Below are 18,869 nucleotides of genomic sequence, written 5' to 3'. Positions count from 1 at the left end.
CTTTCTATAAAGCACCACCGAAGAAGACATAAAAAGCCTGGTTATCTTGTTCTGTTCGACCATAAGCAAAAAGTAGAGGGCCAAAAGGAGTAGTGATCCCGGTATATAAACTACCTGCTGTATATAGCGGTATGTCATCGAAGCTCAGATCAATATCGTTATACACACCGCCATATTCGATCGAGCCACCAATGTAGATAGATGAATTGAACAGACCAAAATCGGTATCCGTTAGGTGGTAACGGTAAATGCCGGCAGTAAATATTTTATTATTTCCCGCGAGGCTATTCTTCGGAATACCGGAAAGGTTAAGGAAGCCACCAATCTCTTTGGGATCGAGCCTTAAATCGAGATCTGATTCGACCCTGCCATACTCCGCCGTTCCCACCAACGTATGACGCCCTATGGTGTAAGCCCCTTTCCATTCAGCATCATAACGCAATGAAACGTCATCATACTCTTGACCAAGGCTACGTAGAGTATCATCTGAGGCCGCCATCTCGAGTTTGAGATAGTTACCACTTTTAGGCAGCATAAAGTCATCAAGCGTATCGAGGTTATATCGAATGTAGGCAACTCGGCTTTCGCGTTTATCGGTACCGATATTCAATATTCCCTGAAACTCGGTTTCACCAATAATATACCGTGCACCAAAACGAAATTCATGCCACAACTCCGGTTGCCAGCCAAAAGAACCGTCAAAGATCATATCGGTATACGTTGCTGGAATGAACAGGTCAATATCCTCTAGGCTTGGCTCATCATCAGGCAGCGGTAGGTTTTTATCGGCAATTGTATACTCAGCCGAAAGTAGGCTAAAAAAGTTTTGGTTTTTAACGAATGGCAGATATACCCCTGTCGCAATGCGACTATCAGAGCCATACTCCAGCTCTGTCCGCCACTCCGCACCAGCTCGGCTCAGCCCGGTAACATTAAACGCCAGCCCCAACGAATAATCGGTGCTATTCTCGAAATCATCTTCAATGGCGAAACGTAAATCAATAAAATTAGGGCCCCAACTTTTCTCTTTCACCTCTAATAAGATGTTATTTTCACCCTCTTGATGCTCAATCCGGTAATCCACACGCTCAAATCGATCAAGGGCGTACAGACTACGAACACTGTCCGCCAGTTCTTCAGATGATATTTCATTGCCAGCTTCTAACTGTAACCGCTCTAATAACACATCATCAGAGTAGGTGCTGTTATTCACTAAGGTAATGTTGTCTATATTGATCTCATCAAGGTAGCGTAGCCCACGACGACGCTGTTGCTTTCGCTCAATATAAGCTTGGAATGCGGATGCTCCGCCCAACGAAGCAAGCCCATCATCCATGTTTAAGGTATGAACATAACCGCTTTCTAATGCCAGGGGCATACGGGAAAAATCAGTGGTTTTGATACCGCGAATATTGGGACGAATCAAAAAATCTTGATCAGTAAGCTCGGTAATTTGGCGATCCGCATTATCCCTCACCATAAAATCGGTAAGTTGATCCATGACCGAAAAATAATTATTCAGCTCGTCCCTAGTTTTGAAATCATTGCTGATATCCACCGCAATAACAATATCTGCACCCATCGCCTTAACGACATCAATTGGCAGATTATTGGTGATCCCACCATCAACCAGCAATTTATCATCTAGCTCCATCGGGGGCAGCAACCCTGGAATTGACATACTGGCTTGCATTGCTTCTGCCAAGTCGCCTTGGTCAATAATGACCGGGGTTAACGTCTCAATATCGGTCGCCACAGCGCGGAAAGGAATGGCTAACTGATCAAAGCTGTTGAAAGCAGGCAAATTACCAGACGTTGACCTTAAAATTGCCCCCATCGTCTGCCCTTGCACAAACCCGCGAGGCACTTTTAATTGCAATAAATCAAAGCCAATTTCACCCGTAAATTGAAATCGGTCTTCCTGCTGCTTATCACGAACTCGCCGCTCGCCCCGCTTAACCCGATCTTGATAGCCCTCTTCCCAGTTAACCGTGGTGAGTAAGGCTTCAATTTCGCTGGCACTCATACCTGTGGCATAAAGACCACCAACATAAGCCCCCATACTGGTACCCACAATGTAATCGACAGGGATCTGAAGCTCTTCAAGTGCTTTTAATACCCCAACATGAGCAGCACCTTTGGCCCCGCCGCCACTAAGTACCACACCAATTTTGGGGGCTTCGGATGCAAATACAGGCGCTGAAACGGAGCTGATAATTGACACTAAATGCAAAAAAGTGATCTTTCTCACTAAAGTTATGCAATAGCTTGGCAGATAACATAGCCACCTAATGGTTCGAACTGGGGACAATCGTCGAGTCATTCTGAATATATCCAAGAACGGGTAACACGTTCATTTATTAATTTTTAGCAGAAAAGAATTATGAAGCTCAATCAATTCACTATAAAGCAAAAGCTTATCCTAGCGATAGTTATCGCAGTACTTGCTTCAACCTTACTCGTTGGCGTGATCAGTCAAAAACAAGCAAGAGAAGTCGTCGAGAACCGCTTATTGGAGTCAGAACTCCCTGCCACTTTAATGCAAATCCGCAATAACATTGATAAAGAAGTATCGCTGATGCAGGAAGCTGCCAAGCAACTTGCGACTAATCGCTTTATTACTCAAATGTATACCCCTGAGCGTACTGCTGCAGAAGAAACACAAATCACGCAACAGCTGAACGACATTAAAAATCAATATCGCCTTTTTGATGCCTCTGTTGCCGACCGCTCTACCGGGGATTACTGGAACCAAAACGGTTTTCTTCGTCGCCTTAACCAACAACAAGATGGCTGGTTCTACGGCTTTACCCAAAGTGGCCAAGCACAATCACTGAGTATCTTCCGTGAAGCCAATGGCGAAGTAAAACTTTTTATAAATTATCAACAACTCAATGGCAAAGGCATGGCTGGCTTATCAAAGTCCATGGATGAAATGGTCCGCTTTGTAAACCAATTCCAGCTTGAAGATACCGGTTTTGTTTACCTTGCAGATAGCGATGGATTGATCCGCCTCCATAAAAACAACAGCCTTATGGGTAAGCGTGACTTAGCGGCCATATATGGCACTGAGTATGCCCAAAAGCTGCTATATAAAGGCGACTTTAACGTTACTCAGGCCAACTTAAACGGCCAAGAAACGCTGATCGCCACCACTTACATCCCTTCAATGGATTGGTACGTAGTGGCTGAATTACCGCTTGAAGAAGCCTTTGCTGAACTAAACACTGCCCGTCAACAAATCATGCTATGGACTGCAGCGATTGCGGTGTTGTTTGTTTTACTGGCAATCTGGCTCGGCAGTAATATTACCCGTCCAATCGAACGCCTAGCGCATATCTTTAAAGATTTGGGTCAAGGTGACGGCGATCTTCGCCATCGCATCGACATTAAAGGCAATGATGAAATTGCACAGCTATCAGAAGGCTTTAACAGCTTTATTGGTAAAATCCACTACTCTGTCAAAGAGGTCGCGGAAACCGGTAACTCACTACGCGAAGCCGCAGAATCCGTTGCTTCCCAAGCACAAGCGACACTGGATAACAGCCATAGCCAACGAGACCGCACACTTCAGGTTGTTACCGCCATCAATGAAATGGGCGCAACGGTCAATGAAATAGCCAGCAATGCCGCCTATGCCGCAGAAGCGGCACATAATGCCGAATCAGAAACCCAGAGTGGTCAGCATGTTGTCGGCCAAGCTCGTGACACGATTAACCAACTATCGAATGACGTAGAAAAGGTGAGTGAAGTGATTGGCTCACTCGCAAACAACACGCAAGCCATCGGTAGTATTCTGGATGTTATTCGCGGGATCTCGGAACAAACCAATTTACTCGCATTAAACGCTGCCATTGAAGCCGCTCGCGCCGGAGAGCAAGGCCGAGGGTTTGCTGTGGTCGCAGATGAAGTACGGAGCTTGGCAAGCCGTACCGCCGACTCAACTGACGAAATCCAGTCAATGATCAATCGTTTACAAGAAGAAGCAAGTGATGCAGTCAGCGCAATGGTTCACAGTCGCCAATTGAGCAATGAAGGGGTGTCTGCAGCCGATGAGGCGTCTGGCGCATTAATTTCAATTTCAGATCGTATCACTCTGATTTCCGATATGAATACGCAAGTGGCAACCGCGACTGAAGAGCAATCTACAGTGGTGACCGATATCAACTGCAATATTGAAGAGATCAACGAAACGACCCAGCGTACGGCTGATACTGCAACCGAATTGGCAAGCGCCAGCCAAGCACTGCGTGAGCTATCTAAGCGCCTTGATGGCATGGTTGGCACATTCAAGCTGTAGCGCATACACCACGCTTCGATCGCTATTGATTTGATAGTAATAGAAAAGGGAGCTTAGACTCTCTTATTTAATGGGGTATTTTTAATCCCAAAAGCACGTTGTTTCCTATGCCCAAGATATAAAAAAAGCGCCCTTAGGCGCTTTTTTCTTAGGTCGAAAAACGTAATTACTTACGCTTAACAGCCTTTGCATTTGGAAGGTCAGTGATTGAACCTTCAAATACTTCAGCAGCAAGACCAACAGATTCGTGTAGCGTTGGGTGTGCGTGGATAGTTAGCGCGATATCTTCGGCATCACAACCCATCTCGATCGCTAGACCGATTTCACCCAGTAGCTCACCACCGTTAGTACCAACGATAGCACCACCGATCACGCGGTGAGTATCTTTGTCGAAGATCATCTTCGTCATACCGTCAGCGCAGTCAGAGGCGATTGCACGACCAGAAGCAGCCCAAGGGAAAGTCGCAACTTCGTAGTTGATACCTTCAGCTTTTGCTTCTTTCTCAGTCTTACCAACCCACGCAACTTCTGGCTCAGTGTACGCAATTGAAGGAATTACTTTAGGATCGAAGTAGTGCTTCTTACCAGAAATAACTTCCGCAGCAACGTGGCCTTCATGCACACCTTTGTGCGCAAGCATTGGCTGGCCAACGATATCACCGATAGCGTGGATGTGAGCTACGTTAGTACGCATCTGCTTATCAACGTTGATGAAGCCACGCTCGTCAACTTCGATACCCGCTTTTTCAGCGTCAAGAAGTTTACCGTTTGGTACACGACCAATAGCAACAAGTACAGCATCGTAACGAGTCGGCTCAGCAGGTGCTTTCTTGCCTTCCATTGAAACGTAGATACCATCTTCTTTCGCTTCAACAGCTGTTACTTTAGTCTCTAGCATCAGGTTGAATTTCTTCTTGATGCGCTTAGTGAAGACTTTGATGATGTCTTTATCTGCAGCAGGGATCACTTGGTCGAACATTTCAACAACATCAACCTGAGAACCTAGCGCGTGGTAAACCGTACCCATTTCTAGGCCGATAATACCGCCACCCATAACAAGTAGCTTCTCTGGTACTTCTTTCAGCTCAAGCGCGTCAGTAGAGTCCCAGATACGTGAATCTTCATGCGGAATAAATGGTAGCTCGATAGGACGAGAACCTGCCGCAACGATCGCGTTGTCGAAGCTAACAGTCGTTGGACCGTCTTCGCCTTCAACCACGATAGTGTTAGGACCAGTAAACTTACCGTAGCCGTTAACAACGTTAACTTTACGCATCTTAGCCATACCGCCAAGACCGCCAGTTAGCTGGGTAATTACTTTGTCTTTCCAAAGACGGATTTTGTTGATGTCTGTCTGTGGTTCGCCGAAAACAACACCGTGCTCAGCCATAGCTTTTGCTTCTTCAATAACTTTCGCTACGTGAAGCAGAGCTTTTGATGGGATACAACCCACGTTTAGACATACACCACCAAGTGTGCTGTATTTTTCAATTAGGACTGTATCCAGACCTAAATCTGCGCAACGGAACGCCGCAGAGTAACCTGCAGGGCCTGAACCCAACACCACTACCTGGGCTTTAATTTCTTTACTCATCATGACCTCGTTGTAAGTCTTATATCCCTAACAGGCTATCAGGCAAGTTCTACTTTCTTGTTTCAGTTAGCCAACAAGTTTACAGACCTGTTAACAAACTGAAAAGTAAATTGCCATAGCCTGTGAGCTACGCAACAATTCCATGCCTGCTTTTGCAGGCATGATCGCTACGAAAGGAAAATCTAAAGCACCAAACGGCGGATATCAGATAGACAGCCGTTTAGGTAAGTAATGAAGCGTGCACCTTCAGCACCATCGATCACGCGGTGATCGTATGATAGAGAAAGTGGAAGCTGTAGACGCGGTTCAAACTCTTTACCGTTCCACACTGGCTTCATTTCAGACTTAGATACACCTAGGATACCAACTTCTGGCGCATTCACGATAGGTGTGAACGCAGTACCACCGATGCCACCAAGGCTTGAGATAGTGAAACAACCGCCCTGCATGTCAGAAGCAGTAAGCTTACCTGAACGTGCTTTCTTCGAAATTGCTTTCAATTCATCAGACAGCTCGTAGATACCTTTCTTGTTAACGTCCTTGAATACAGGAACAACAAGGCCGTTTGGCGTATCTACTGCGATACCTACGTTCACGTACTTCTTCAGGATCAGGCTTTCACCGTCGTCAGATAGAGAAGAGTTGAATGCAGGGAACGCTTCAAGTGCTTTCGCTACTGCTTTCATGATGAACACAAGTGGAGTGATCTTCATGCCAGTATCTTTCTTCGCTTCGATTGCATTCTGTTCTTTACGGAATGCTTCTAGCGCAGTGATGTCTGCGTTATCCCACTGTGTAACATGCGGGATCATTACCCAGTTACGGTGCAGGTTAGCGCCAGAGATCTTCTTGATGCGAGACAGCTTTTGAACTTCAGTTTCACCAAACTTGCTGAAGTCTACTTTCGGCCAAGGTAGTAGGCCAAGCGCTGCGCCATCGCCTTTGCCAGATGCTGCTGCACCAGACTCAAGGCGCTTAAGTGCATCTTTAACGAAGTTTTGAACGTCTTCTTTTTGAATACGGTTCTTACGGCCAGTACCTTTAACTTTCGCAAGGTTTACACCGAACTCACGCGCAAGACGACGAACAACTGGAGACGCATGAGCGTAGTCGTTGTTAGCTTCGAATTCGCCAGTTGCCGCTGGAGCTGCCGCTTGTGCAGGAGCTGCCGCCGCTGGAGCTGGAGCCGCCGCCGGAGCCGATGCTGCTGCAACTGGTGCAGGTGTTGCGCCAGCGACTTCGAATACCATGATTAGAGAGCCAGTAGACACTTTGTCGCCAGCTGCAATCTTGATTTCTTTAACCGTGCCCGCGAATGGTGCAGGAACTTCCATAGAAGCCTTGTCACCTTCAACAGTGATAAGAGATTGCTCTTCTTCCACTGTATCGCCAACCGCAACCATGATTTCAGTAACTTCTACTTCATCACCGCCGATGTCTGGAACGTTCACTTCTTTCGCTGCAGATGCTGCTGGAGCAGCCGCTACAGGTGCCGCTGCTTGAGCTACAGGAGCAACTGGTGCGCCAGAGCCTGCTACTTCAAAGATCATTACTAGAGAACCAGTAGAAACTTTGTCGCCAGCTGCAATTTTGATTTCTTTTAGAACACCAGCGAAAGGTGCTGGTACTTCCATTGATGCTTTGTCGCCTTCAACCGTCAGAAGAGATTGCTCTTCTTCGATGCTGTCGCCGATAGCAACCATGATTTCAGTAACTTCTACTTCGTCACCGCCGATATCTGGAACATGTACTTCTTTTAGCTCAGCCGCCGCAGGAGCTGCAGCAACAGGTGCCGCCGCTTCAACTACAGGTGCTGGCGCAGCTGCTGCGCCTTCTGCTTCAAAGATCATGATTAAAGAACCAGTCGTAACCGTGTCGCCTTCAGCGATTTTGATTTCTTTAACGATACCCGCCTGAGAAGCTGGTACTTCCATAGAAGCTTTGTCGCCTTCTACAGTGATCAGAGACTGCTCTTCTTCAACCTTGTCGCCAACGCTAACAAGAATCTCAGTTACTTCAACCTCGTCTGCACCAATGTCAGGTACATTAATTTCGATTGCCATGTTTTATTGCCTCTTACGCGTATAGCGGGTTCGTCTTGTCTGCATCGATGTCGAATTTAGCGATTGCTTCTACAACCACAGATTTTTCGATATCACCACGTTTTGCCAGTTCAGTTAGTGCTGCAACTACAACGTAGCCCGCGTTAACTTCGAAGTGACGACGTAGGTTCTCACGGCTGTCAGAACGACCGTAACCATCAGTACCAAGAACTTTGAAAGACTCAGACGGCATGAATGCACGTACTTGCTCTGCATAGTTCTTCATGTAATCCGTCGCAGCGATTGCTGGCTCAGTACCCATTGCAGTTGTAATGTAAGGTACTTTTTGCTCAGCTTCTGGGTGCAGCATGTTGAAACGCTCAACATCTTGACCATCACGTGTAAGTTCATTGAATGAAGTTACAGAGTAAATGTCAGATGCAACACCGTAATCATCGCTTAGGATTTGAGCAGCTTTGCGTACTTCATTCATGATAGTACCAGAGCTCATCAACTGAACTTTGTTGCTACCTGCGTAAGATTCTAGCTTGTAGATACCCTTACGAATGCCTTCTTCAGCGCCTTCTGGCATTGCTGGCATTGCGTAGTTTTCGTTCATTACCGTTAGGTAGTAATAAACGTTCTCTTGGTTCTCACCGTACATGCGACGGATACCGTCTTGCATGATAACCGCTAGCTCGTAAGCAAACGTTGGGTCGTAAGAGATACAGTTTGGAATTGTATTCGCTAGAACATGAGAGTGACCATCTTCGTGTTGAAGACCTTCACCGTTAAGCGTTGTACGACCAGCAGTAGCACCTAATAGGAAGCCACGTGCTTGTTGGTCACCTGCTAGCCATGCCATGTCACCAATACGTTGGAAACCGAACATTGAGTAGTAGATGTAGAATGGGATCATTGGCAGATCGTTGGTGCTGTAAGACGTTGCAGCAGCAACCCAAGAAGCCATTGAGCCTAGCTCATTGATACCTTCTTGTAGAACCTGACCAGATGTCGCTTCTTTGTAGTAAGACACTACACCGCGGTCTTCAGGTGTGTATTCTTGACCGTGTGGGTTGTAGATACCAACCTGACGGAACAGACCTTCCATACCGAATGTACGCGCTTCATCACAGATGATAGGAACAATGTTCTTACCAATGTTCTTATCTTTAAGCAGGATGTTTAGCGTACGTACGTAAGCCATCGTCGTAGAGATATCACGCTTCTGCTCACCCAGTAGAGGTGCGAATGCGTCTAGCTCTGGAACCTTAAATTCTTGTGTAAATTTAGGCAGACGCTTAGGCGTGTAACCGTGTAGCGCGTTACGACGTGCGTGCAGGTAGTTGTACTCTGCAGAACCTTCTTCTAGCTTCAAGTAAGGCAGTGACTTCATTTCTTCATCAGAAATAACATCTTGTAGGCCTAGACGATCGCGTAGGTGTTGAACATGTGTCATGTCCATTTTCTTCACACCGTGCGCAATGTTCTTACCTTCTGCAGCTTCACCCATGCCGTAACCTTTAACGGTTTTAGCAAGGATTACTGTTGGCTTACCATCTGTTTCTTTTGCATTGTTGAATGCAGCAAATAGTTTCGAAGAATCGTGGCCACCACGCTTAAGTTCGAAGATTTGCTCATCAGTCATGTCAGAAACAAGCGCAGCTGTTTCAGGGTATTTACCAAAGAAGTGCTCACGTACGTAGGCGCCATCTTTAGATTTGAATGTCTGGTAGTCACCATCGATAGTTTCGTTCATTAGCTGAAGAAGCTTACCGGTAGTGTCTTTTGCTAGTAGCGCATCCCAGTTGTTACCCCAGATAACTTTAACAACATTCCAGCCAGCACCTTTGAATAGGCCTTCTAGCTCTTGAATGATGCTACCGTTACCCATAACAGGGCCATCTAGGCGCTGTAGGTTACAGTTGATTAGGAAGCATAGGTTATCTAGCTTTTCACGTGCAGCGAAAGAAATCGCACCGCGTGATTCTGGCTCATCCATCTCACCATCGCCCAAGAACGCGTAAACACGTTGAGCAGAAGTATCTTTAAGGCCACGGCCGTTAAGGTACTTCAGGAAGCGAGCTTGGTAGATAGCAGAGATAGGGCCTAGACCCATAGAGACAGTTGGGAACTGCCAGAACTCAGGCATTAGTTTAGGGTGCGGGTATGAAGGAATACCTTTGCCATCAACTTCTTGACGGAAGTTATCTAACTGCTCTTCAGTTAGGCGACCCTCAACAAATGCGCGAGAATAGATACCTGGAGAGATGTGACCTTGGTAGTAAACCAAATCGCCGCCATCAACTTCGTTTGGTGCACGGAAGAAGTGGTTGAAACACACTTCGTAGAAAGCGGATGCAGACTGGTAAGAAGCCATGTGGCCACCTAGGTCTAAATCTTTCTTAGAAGCACGCAATACGATCATGATTGCGTTCCAACGGATAATGGAACGAATACGGCGCTCAAGCGTTGTATCACCAGGGTATGCTGGCTCTTGTGCTGCTGGAATCGTATTAACGTAGTTCGTAGTAATGCCCGTAGCCATATCTACGCCATCTAAACGCGCTTTATCTAGTACTTGCTCAAGCAGGTACTGTGCACGTTCTACACCTTCTTCACGAACGACTGATTCAAGAGCTTCTAGCCACTCTTGAGTTTCAAGTGCGTCAACGTCATTTTTCATGACTTCAGACATGCGATCTATCCTTTCGTTGATAATCTACAAAACTAACAATGTCGCGACTGTTTACTACCACCCACGGCTTATTTTAGGGGTACTAATCCAGCCCGTCCTTGCGTTGTTGAATCCGACGAAGAGAGCGTTCACGTCTGCTATCTTCACGCGATAAATCCAACAGGGTTTCCTCTATATAAGCCAAATGTGCATGCGATGCTTCACGGGCCGTCTCAGGCTCACCTGAAACAATCGCTTGCACAATATTGGCTCGATGCTTTCGCACCTTCCCCGCCACTTCTGGGCGGCGGTTCAGGAGCTCAAAGTTTTGTAATACGTTTTGCTCTAGCAATGGGGCAAGGCTACGAATGATATGAAGCAAGACTACATTATGCGCAGATTCTGTGACTGCAATTAGGTATTGCATCACTGCGGTAGCTTCGGCTTCTAAATCACCTTGTTGCTGAGCGTCCTGTATCCGCGCATGGCAGTCGCGAATACGGTTAAAGTCGTCTTCATTGCCTCGCAGAGCTGCATAGTAAGCAGCTAGCCCCTCTAGGGCGTGGCGAGATTCCAGCAAATCTAGCTGGGTTTCTGGGTGGGCGGCTAATAGGTCTAACAGTGGTTCAGAAAAACTCTGCCATAGTTTTTCAGTCACGAAAGTACCACCACCCTGGCGGCGTGTTAGTAGCTGTTTGGCTTCTAATCGCTGGATAGCTTCACGAACAGAAGGGCGAGAAACATCGAATTGCTTAGCCAGCTCACGTTCTGGCGGCAACTGCTGACCTGGGGATAAAATTCCCTCAAGGATCAGGCGCTCCAGTTCTTGCTCTATTGCATCAGAGAGCTTAGGTTGGCGAATTCGTTTATAAGTCATTTTTATTATGCTTCTTACACTTATAGCGTTCTAGAAAATTCCGGAGTGCGGATAATTGGTATTACCAATTTAACTATGCGAAGAAAGTTTACAGAAATAATTGAAGATGTCCACTGACAACTTGACAGAAATCATAGAATGAGAGTGGTTTTAACAAAAATTTCATCTTATGAAAACTTGTTAAAACATGTTCACTACCAGTATCCAACAGGGTTCAAGCGAATTTGAGGCGAAAAAGCACATAATGGTCTGACCAATTTGCTTACATTTTATAACCGCGTATACCGAAAGGGTATGTATCGAAGTTATGCATCAAAGCCATGTACTATTTTACTAGTAGCGACTTATAAGCAAGCCAATCAAACGCTAACCCAGGATCGGTTTTCCGCCCTGGGGCGATAAACTCATGACCTGTGATACGGCTTTGAATAATTTGAGGGTAACGCGTAACAATAACCCGTGTGAGCGCAGCCAGTGTTAAGTACTGAGCTTGGGTATATGGGAGGGTATCCGTTCCTTCCAACTCTATACCGATAGAGTAATCATTACATTTATCTCGATCGGCGAATTGCGACACACCAGCATGCCAAGCACGGCAATTAAGTGGGACAAACTGAATGATATCGCCATTTCGTCTAATTAAACAGTGCGCAGACACACGAAACTCGGAAATTAACTCGAAATAGGGATGTTCGTCAGGGTTTAGCTGCCCGGTAAATAGCTGTTCAATGTAAGGCCCACCAAAGTCACCCGGCGGTAGGCTAATGTTGTGGACCACCAGCAACGAAATATCATCACTATCAGGCCGTTGGTCATAGAAAGGAGAAGGAACATGCTTGACGTTTTCCAGCCAATGCTCTGAATTAATGGTTAAGGTCATCACTAAATCCTGTGCGTCATCATATCAACAGACTTCATTAAGCTTACAATTGTATCAAACATTCATTTTACTTTATTCATAACGCCGTGCTCTCGCTAGGATCTCACCTCATCTCATTGTATGATCCCTGCTATCCCATTGCGGGGCTTCCCACGACGTAAGCCCGCAATAATAAGCAGCTCAACCCATGCTACGGAATTGTCATGACTCAGATGGAAAAGAAGCACGACAGCGAATCGCGCTTAAACTACCTTAAACAGCAGTTACCCCTTGAAATTACCCGAGCCGTCGCCGACACCCTGCGGGAAGACTTAGGCGGCGAGATCGATGCCAACCGTGATATCACGGCAAGTTTGATCCCAGCCGACAGCCAAGGTGTGGCAACCATCATCACCCGTGAGCACGGTATTTTTTGTGGCCAGATGTGGGCAGATGAAGTCTTCAAGCAGCTTGGTGGTGGCGTGGCTATTGAGTGGCATGTGCAAGATGGTGACAAGGTAGAGCCAAACCAAACGCTGTGTACCTTATCTGGCCCATCACGCATGCTGTTAACTGGCGAGCGTAACGCCATGAACTTTATCCAGACGCTATCGGGCTGTGCGACTACCGTAGCCCAATACGCCAAGCAACTGGAAGGAACGGGCTGCCGTCTACTTGATACCCGTAAAACCATTCCGGGCCTGCGCAGTGCATTGAAATATGCGGTGACTTGCGGTGGCGGTTTCAACCACCGTATCGGGGTGTTTGACGCTTACTTAATCAAAGAAAACCACATCATTGCCTGTGGCGGTATCGAACAGGCAATTTCAACGGCCAAACAGCTAAACCCAGGCAAACCGGTTGAAGTTGAGACTGAAAGCCTTGCTGAACTGCAGCAAGCGATTGATGCCGGCGCTGATATCATCATGCTCGATAATTTCACCACCGAGATGATGCGTGAAGCGGTAGCACTAAACCAAGGCCGTGCGGCATTGGAAAATTCTGGTAATGTAACCCTAGAGACAATCCGCGAGTTCGCTGAAACCGGTGTTGATTACATCTCGGTCGGGGCGCTGACCAAACACTTGAAAGCCATGGACCTGTCAATGCGCTTTAAGTAAGGCGTACCTTCGCACTACTGATATAACCCTACGCGATGGCTTCGGCTATCGCGTTTTTGTATCGAACCTTTCAGCTAATCTTCTCCCTGCCCTCCCCTATTTACCCGTTTCCAGCCTTATTAACCATTCCCTTAGTAAAAAAGCGGATAATCAGTCGCAGCCTTCATTGTAACCTCTGCAACAACAACATTATTAATCACGACTGCGCCGAGCAATCATTTCCAGCCAATTCAGACAGTTGCAGCAAAACCTTATTCTGAGCTTACCAAAAACATTTTCAGTGGTTAGTGATTGACCCATATAAAGAAATAAGGATTAAAAGATGAAAAAGCAAAATGGCTTTACGTTAATTGAATTAATGATTGTGGTGGCCGTCATTGGAGTACTTGCGGCAATAGCAGTTCCTCAATATCAAAAATATATTGGTAAGTCTGAGGCTGCCAACGCTTTAGCTTCAATTACTGGACACCGCATAAATGTAGAATCATATGTTTTAGACGAAGGGAAGTTTCCGACTAACGGAACAGACCTTGCTATACCTTCAGCAGCCCTTGGAGCAATTACATACGATACCCCTGTAAGTGCAGCAGGTAATATCTTATTTACATTCAAAACCAGTGGTGTAAGTCCAGAAACAGCAGGTAAAAATGTAAAATTAGCTCGTGATTCTGCAGGTACATGGACTTGTACTTCAAGTGTAAGCGCTGAAATCAAACCAAAAGGTTGCTCATAATAAATGCACTCCAATCTCGCCTCTATTCTGCACCAAGCTAATTTACTCAGCGTGGTGCAGCAGCAACAAGTGGTGGATTTCGCCCAAGCAGAAGGCACGTCAGTGCCTTCTGCTTTGGTGCAACAGGGGATCATGGGCAGCACCGAACTCGCCCGCCAACTTGAATTGATTTTTGCCATCGCACTGGTTGATGTCCACCAGTACGATTATAGCGAATGCTGCAAATCGTTAAGCCAGCGAGACTTAGTACTGCAACACAAGGTGCTGCCACTGCAAGCTAATGACCATACCATCTTCATCGGCTTGAGCGACCCTACCCAGATGAACGCGTTGGATGAATTGCGTTTTGCCACTGGCAAAAACATCGAACCGATGTTGCTTGATCATAAACAGCTAGAAGCAGCCATTCGCCGGGTGTATGGCAGTGATATTAAAGGGGCCGATCAACACCAGCGTAGTGTTAGTGATGCCGATTTGGTTGAGCTGGTTGATTTGAGCGATGGCGAATTACTCGATGATGCCACCGATATCACCCAAGACAGCGCCCCCGTTACTCGCTATATCAACCAAGTCTTAATGGATGCGGTGAGAAAGAAAGCCTCTGATATTCACTTTGAGCCGTACGAGGAAACCTTTCGGATCCGCTTTCGCTGTGACGGTATCTTGCATCAGCATGCCACCCCACCCGCTCACCTTTCGCGCCGGCTATCGACGCGGCTTAAAGTAATGTCGAAACTCAACATTGCCGAGCGCCGCCAACCACAAGACGGGCGGATCAAACTCAGGCTCTCGGCAACACTGGCGATTGATTTACGGGTTTCAACCCTACCGACATTATGGGGTGAAAAGGTGGTATTACGGATTTTAGACAGCTCCAGTGCCAACCTCGACATCGACCTCTTGGGCTACAACGACAAACAAAAGCAGGACTACTTAGCCGCGCTGCAGCAGCCACAAGGCATGATACTAATGACCGGGCCTACGGGTAGCGGAAAAACCGTGTCACTCTATACCGGCCTGAATATCATCAATACCGATGAGCGCAATATTTCGACCGCCGAAGATCCGGTAGAAATCAATTTACCGGGGATCAACCAAGTTCAGATCAACACCACCGTGGGGCTGGGCTTTGCCGAAGCATTGCGATCGTTTCTTCGTCAAGATCCCGATATTGTGATGGTTGGGGAAATCCGCGATCTCGAAACTGGCGGCATTGCGGTTAAAGCAGCACAAACTGGCCACCTGGTGCTTTCAACCCTGCACACCAATTCTGCCGCCGAAACCATTACCCGTTTGACCAATATGGGAATTGAAGACTTCAACCTTGCATCATCCCTTAGCTTGATCATCGCCCAACGGCTAGCACGTCGCTTATGCCCGCATTGCAAACAAGAACATGAACTCGATAATTTCATGCGCGATAGTTTGATGATCCCAACAACAGCCACATTGTACCAAGCCCATGCTCAAGGCTGCGACGAGTGTAATAAGGGATATATGGGACGCGTTGGCATTTATGAAGTCATGCCATTCTCCCGTCAATTGTCTGAAGCACTAATGCGTGGGGCAAGCACGCTTGAGTTAGAAGACATTGCTTGCCAGCAAGGAATGCAAAAGCTGCAACAATCAGGTATCGAGAAGTTATGTAACGGGGTCACCAGCCTTAACGAGTTACAGCGTGTATTGCACTTTAGCTAGATATCTTCCCCCCACCTAACAAACCACCGAGAAGGACAATGTTATGGCACAAGCCAGTAAAATTCGCTATTACCACTGGCGCGGTGTCAATCAAGCCGGTAAAAAACTATCTGGGGTGATCCTCGGCTTTCAAGAGCAAGAGGTTAGGGCTAAGCTCAGCGAACAAATGATCCAAGTAAAAAAGATCAAACATCGCCCCCCCTCTTCATTTAGCAAAATGAGAAACCAACTGACACCAGCCGACATTACTGCTTTAACCCGACAATTGTCGACCATGATCGCCTCTGGTGTCCCAGTTGTTCAATCGTTAAAACTGATCGCAGAAAGCCACCACAAAGCAGAAGGTCGGGCTACTTTGTCACAAATTACCATTCAAGTTGAATCCGGCGCCTCCCTATCCCGCGCCATGCGCAACAGCTCACCGTTGTTCGATAATTTTTATTGTGATTTGGTCAATACTGGTGAGCAGACCGGTCACCTTGCCGAAGTGTTTGACCGCATCGCGACCTATCGTGAAAAAAATGAAGCAATGCGCAAGAAGGTGATCAAAGCTATGATCTACCCCACCATGGTGACCCTAACAGCCGTCGGGGTGACGATAATGATGTTGGTGTTTGTGATCCCGCAATTTGCCAGTATCTTTAGCAGCTTTGGTGCAGAGCTACCTTGGTTTACCCGCCAAGTGATCATCGTCTCTGACGGGCTGATCAATTACGGGCTCTACCTGAGTATCGCTCTTGCCCTCATGCTATTTTTGTTTAGTTATAGCTATCGACGTTCCGCTAAAACCAAGCTCACGATCCACCGGCTCAACCTGAGCATCCCAATCATTGGGACAGTATTGCTAAAAGCAACCATTGCCCGATTTGCCCGCACCCTTGCCACGACCTTTAGCGCCGGTATCCCACTGTTAGACGGCCTCCATGCAGCAGGCAAAACCGCTGGGAACCGGTATATCGAGCAAGCCATGTTGGAAGCCCATGCCAGTACAGCGGCGGGCATGCCGTTACACATTGCACTCCGGCAAAGTAATGTGTTTCCAGAGCTGATGTTACAGATGACCATGATTGGTGAAGAGTCAGGCTCACTGGATGACATGCTCAACAAAATGGCCAATCTCTATGAAAGTGATGTCGACAATACCGTTGATAACCTAGGGAAAATCCTCGAACCACTAATTATCATCTTTTTGGGTGGTTTAATTGGTGGACTGCTGGTTGCGATGTATATGCCGATCTTCAAGCTAATGAGTGTCATCGGCTAAACAGCGACGTATATAGCAAGGCCATTGCACAATAATGGCAAGACAAGGTAAAAGCTAAAATATACGCCAAACATATACTCTTTATCGGAACTAGGGCTTAGGTTCTAGGATCTGATCGAGGATTCCCCTACAATAACCTCAATGATTTATATGAGATACCATTCATGGAACTACTGACATTTTACCCTTGGCTATATCCTGTTTTGGCTGCTGTTTTTGGCCTTCTCGTCGGTAGTTTTCTTAATGTTGTCATTTACCGCCTTCCCATCATGATGGAGCGGGAATGGAAGTCAGATTGTGCTGAATGCTTTCCTGAATTTGGTGCCGTTGAAACCACATCGACCTTTAATTTAAGCGTACCACGCTCACGCTGCCCGCATTGCCAACATCCAATAAGTATGTGGGAAAACATTCCAGTGATCAGCTGGTTAATCCTGAAAGGTCGCTGTAAACATTGCCAAGCTAAAATCAGTGCCCGCTACCCTGCCGTCGAGCTATTGACCGCCATCATTGCAACCACGGTTGCTGTAATGCTGCCAATGTCAGAATGGTCAATCGCCGTTATTCTCTTTAGTTTTGCATTGATCGCTTTAACCTTTATCGATATCGATAAAATGCTGCTTCCAGATCAAATTACCCTGCCGTTGCTTTGGGCTGGTTTACTTGTTGCGCTGCTCGGTTGGTCTCCGGTTTCTTTACACGATGCCGTTATCGGTGCAATGGCCGGCTACCTCGCCCTTTGGAGTGTCTACTGGCTGTTTAAGTTATTGACGGGTAAAGAAGGCATGGGCTATGGCGATTTCAAATTACTTGCCACATTAGGTGCTTGGTTAGGCTGGCAATTACTACCGTTTGTTGTACTACTGTCTTCATTGGTTGGCGCTATTTGTGGCATCATATTAATGCGAGTACAACAATCTGATAGCCAAACCCCTTTCTCTTTTGGCCCTTACCTAGCAATTGCAGGCTGGATAGCCATTTTATGGGGCGAACCTTTGCTCAACTGGTATCTAACTGCGTATGTGGGGCTTTAACTTATGACAATCGTCATCGGATTAACAGGCGGGATCGGCAGCGGTAAAACCACTGTAGCCAACTTATTCGCCGACTACAGTATTGATATTATTGATGCTGATGTGGTCGCAAGAGAGGTCGTTGCACCTGGTTCTGCCGGATTACAAGCGATTGAAGAAAAATTAGGCTCTGACATACTACTGACAGATGGTAATCTAGACCGCAGTAAGCTAAGAGCAGCAATATTCAGCGATGATAATTTGAAGCATTGGCTCAATGAGTTACTGCACCCGATGATCAGACAAAAAATGCAGGCTGATATTAAGCAAACAACATCACCTTATTGCTTACTCGTTATTCCTTTAATGGTTGAGAATAACCTTCAAACAATGGCTAACCGCTTGCTGGTTGTGGATGTCGATGAAGACACCCAGATAGCACGAACGACTCAGCGTGACGGTGTTGATATTGAGCAAGTCAAAAGCATCTTAGCTTCTCAGGCTTCGCGACAAGAACGCTTAGCCGTTGCTGATGATGTCATTAGTAATAATGGTGACAGTGCCAGCCTTGATGAACAAGTGCTGGCATTACACCAGCAATACCTAGCGATGTCTCAATCGTCGCCATCATAACAAACCCATACCTACGCAGATCGATTGCGTAGCAACGTCAACTGTCATTTAGGTAATT

General features: G+C 46.6%; 13 protein-coding genes. 7 read left to right on the top strand and 6 right to left on the bottom strand.

Annotation, left to right across the window (positions count from 1 at the left end; genetic code table 11):
* Window positions 1–4: 4 nt before the first annotated feature.
* Window positions 5–2,224, bottom strand: coding sequence for a patatin-like phospholipase family protein (locus L4D78_RS05460; RefSeq protein WP_428466083.1), 2,220 nt, complete (start codon window positions 2,222–2,224; stop codon window positions 5–7).
* A 159-nt stretch (window positions 2,225–2,383) separates the two neighbouring features.
* Here L4D78_RS05460 and L4D78_RS05455 point away from each other — a divergent pair, with 159 nt between their 5' ends.
* The gene (locus tag L4D78_RS05455) at window positions 2,384–4,300 is read left to right on the top strand and encodes a methyl-accepting chemotaxis protein (protein ID WP_428465989.1); all 1,917 of its coding nucleotides are present in this window, start codon (window positions 2,384–2,386) and stop codon (window positions 4,298–4,300) included.
* A gap of 166 nt (window positions 4,301–4,466) precedes the next feature.
* Here the strand turns inward: L4D78_RS05455 and lpdA are convergent, their stop codons facing one another.
* From lpdA to ampD, 5 genes are all read right to left on the bottom strand, one after another.
* Complete coding sequence (lpdA, locus tag L4D78_RS05450) at window positions 4,467–5,894, bottom strand: dihydrolipoyl dehydrogenase (RefSeq protein WP_428465988.1); 1,428 nt, start codon at window positions 5,892–5,894, stop codon at window positions 4,467–4,469.
* Window positions 5,895–6,076: 182 nt separating this feature from the next.
* Window positions 6,077–7,957 carry a pyruvate dehydrogenase complex dihydrolipoyllysine-residue acetyltransferase gene (gene aceF / locus L4D78_RS05445; RefSeq protein ID WP_428465987.1) on the bottom strand — a complete coding sequence of 627 codons (1,881 nt, stop codon included), beginning with the start codon at window positions 7,955–7,957 and terminating at the stop codon, window positions 6,077–6,079.
* A 13-nt stretch (window positions 7,958–7,970) separates the two neighbouring features.
* Window positions 7,971–10,634 carry a pyruvate dehydrogenase (acetyl-transferring), homodimeric type gene (gene aceE / locus L4D78_RS05440; RefSeq protein WP_428465986.1) on the bottom strand — a complete coding sequence of 888 codons (2,664 nt, stop codon included), beginning with the start codon at window positions 10,632–10,634 and terminating at the stop codon, window positions 7,971–7,973.
* A gap of 82 nt (window positions 10,635–10,716) precedes the next feature.
* A complete protein-coding gene (gene pdhR, locus L4D78_RS05435) occupies window positions 10,717–11,490 on the bottom strand; it encodes a pyruvate dehydrogenase complex transcriptional repressor PdhR (protein ID WP_428465985.1) in 774 nt (257 codons plus the stop codon).
* Between the two features lie 325 nt (window positions 11,491–11,815).
* Window positions 11,816–12,370 carry a 1,6-anhydro-N-acetylmuramyl-L-alanine amidase AmpD gene (ampD, locus tag L4D78_RS05430; RefSeq protein WP_428465984.1) on the bottom strand — a complete coding sequence of 185 codons (555 nt, stop codon included), beginning with the start codon at window positions 12,368–12,370 and terminating at the stop codon, window positions 11,816–11,818.
* Window positions 12,371–12,582: 212 nt separating this feature from the next.
* Here ampD and nadC point away from each other — a divergent pair, with 212 nt between their 5' ends.
* From nadC to coaE, 6 genes are all read left to right on the top strand, one after another.
* The gene (gene nadC, locus L4D78_RS05425; RefSeq protein WP_428466082.1) at window positions 12,583–13,470 is read left to right on the top strand and encodes a carboxylating nicotinate-nucleotide diphosphorylase; all 888 of its coding nucleotides are present in this window, start codon (window positions 12,583–12,585) and stop codon (window positions 13,468–13,470) included.
* A gap of 322 nt (window positions 13,471–13,792) precedes the next feature.
* Window positions 13,793–14,203 carry a pilin gene (locus L4D78_RS05420; RefSeq protein WP_428465983.1) on the top strand — a complete coding sequence of 137 codons (411 nt, stop codon included), beginning with the start codon at window positions 13,793–13,795 and terminating at the stop codon, window positions 14,201–14,203.
* A 3-nt stretch (window positions 14,204–14,206) separates the two neighbouring features.
* The gene (gene pilB, locus L4D78_RS05415) at window positions 14,207–15,901 is read left to right on the top strand and encodes a type IV-A pilus assembly ATPase PilB (RefSeq protein ID WP_428465982.1); all 1,695 of its coding nucleotides are present in this window, start codon (window positions 14,207–14,209) and stop codon (window positions 15,899–15,901) included.
* A 43-nt stretch (window positions 15,902–15,944) separates the two neighbouring features.
* Window positions 15,945–17,165 (top strand): type II secretion system F family protein, encoded by a 1,221-nt coding sequence (locus L4D78_RS05410; RefSeq protein WP_428465981.1) that lies wholly within the window; start codon window positions 15,945–15,947, stop codon window positions 17,163–17,165.
* Window positions 17,166–17,329: 164 nt separating this feature from the next.
* Window positions 17,330–18,199 carry a prepilin peptidase gene (locus L4D78_RS05405; protein ID WP_428465980.1) on the top strand — a complete coding sequence of 290 codons (870 nt, stop codon included), beginning with the start codon at window positions 17,330–17,332 and terminating at the stop codon, window positions 18,197–18,199.
* A 3-nt stretch (window positions 18,200–18,202) separates the two neighbouring features.
* Window positions 18,203–18,811, top strand: coding sequence for a dephospho-CoA kinase (gene coaE / locus L4D78_RS05400; RefSeq protein WP_428465979.1), 609 nt, complete (start codon window positions 18,203–18,205; stop codon window positions 18,809–18,811).
* Window positions 18,812–18,869 lie beyond the last annotated feature (58 nt).

This window comes from Photobacterium minamisatsumaniensis (genome assembly GCF_050336695.1).
Taxonomy (GTDB): Bacteria; Pseudomonadota; Gammaproteobacteria; order Enterobacterales; family Vibrionaceae; genus Photobacterium; species Photobacterium minamisatsumaniensis.
The sequence above is the reverse complement of the archived record's forward strand: the minus strand, read 5'-3'. Positions and strand labels throughout refer to the sequence as shown.

Coding starts and splice junctions, on each gene's coding strand:
- L4D78_RS05455 (WP_428465989.1), top strand. CDS start 2,384: ATGAAGCTCAATCAATTCACTATAAAGCAAAAGCTTATCCTAGCGATA.
- lpdA (WP_428465988.1), bottom strand. CDS start 5,894: ATGAGTAAAGAAATTAAAGCCCAGGTAGTGGTGTTGGGTTCAGGCCCT.
- aceF (WP_428465987.1), bottom strand. CDS start 7,957: ATGGCAATCGAAATTAATGTACCTGACATTGGTGCAGACGAGGTTGAA.
- aceE (WP_428465986.1), bottom strand. CDS start 10,634: ATGTCTGAAGTCATGAAAAATGACGTTGACGCACTTGAAACTCAAGAG.
- pdhR (WP_428465985.1), bottom strand. CDS start 11,490: ATGACTTATAAACGAATTCGCCAACCTAAGCTCTCTGATGCAATAGAG.
- ampD (WP_428465984.1), bottom strand. CDS start 12,370: ATGACCTTAACCATTAATTCAGAGCATTGGCTGGAAAACGTCAAGCAT.
- nadC (WP_428466082.1), top strand. CDS start 12,583: ATGGAAAAGAAGCACGACAGCGAATCGCGCTTAAACTACCTTAAACAG.
- L4D78_RS05420 (WP_428465983.1), top strand. CDS start 13,793: ATGAAAAAGCAAAATGGCTTTACGTTAATTGAATTAATGATTGTGGTG.
- pilB (WP_428465982.1), top strand. CDS start 14,207: ATGCACTCCAATCTCGCCTCTATTCTGCACCAAGCTAATTTACTCAGC.
- L4D78_RS05410 (WP_428465981.1), top strand. CDS start 15,945: ATGGCACAAGCCAGTAAAATTCGCTATTACCACTGGCGCGGTGTCAAT.
- L4D78_RS05405 (WP_428465980.1), top strand. CDS start 17,330: ATGGAACTACTGACATTTTACCCTTGGCTATATCCTGTTTTGGCTGCT.
- coaE (WP_428465979.1), top strand. CDS start 18,203: ATGACAATCGTCATCGGATTAACAGGCGGGATCGGCAGCGGTAAAACC.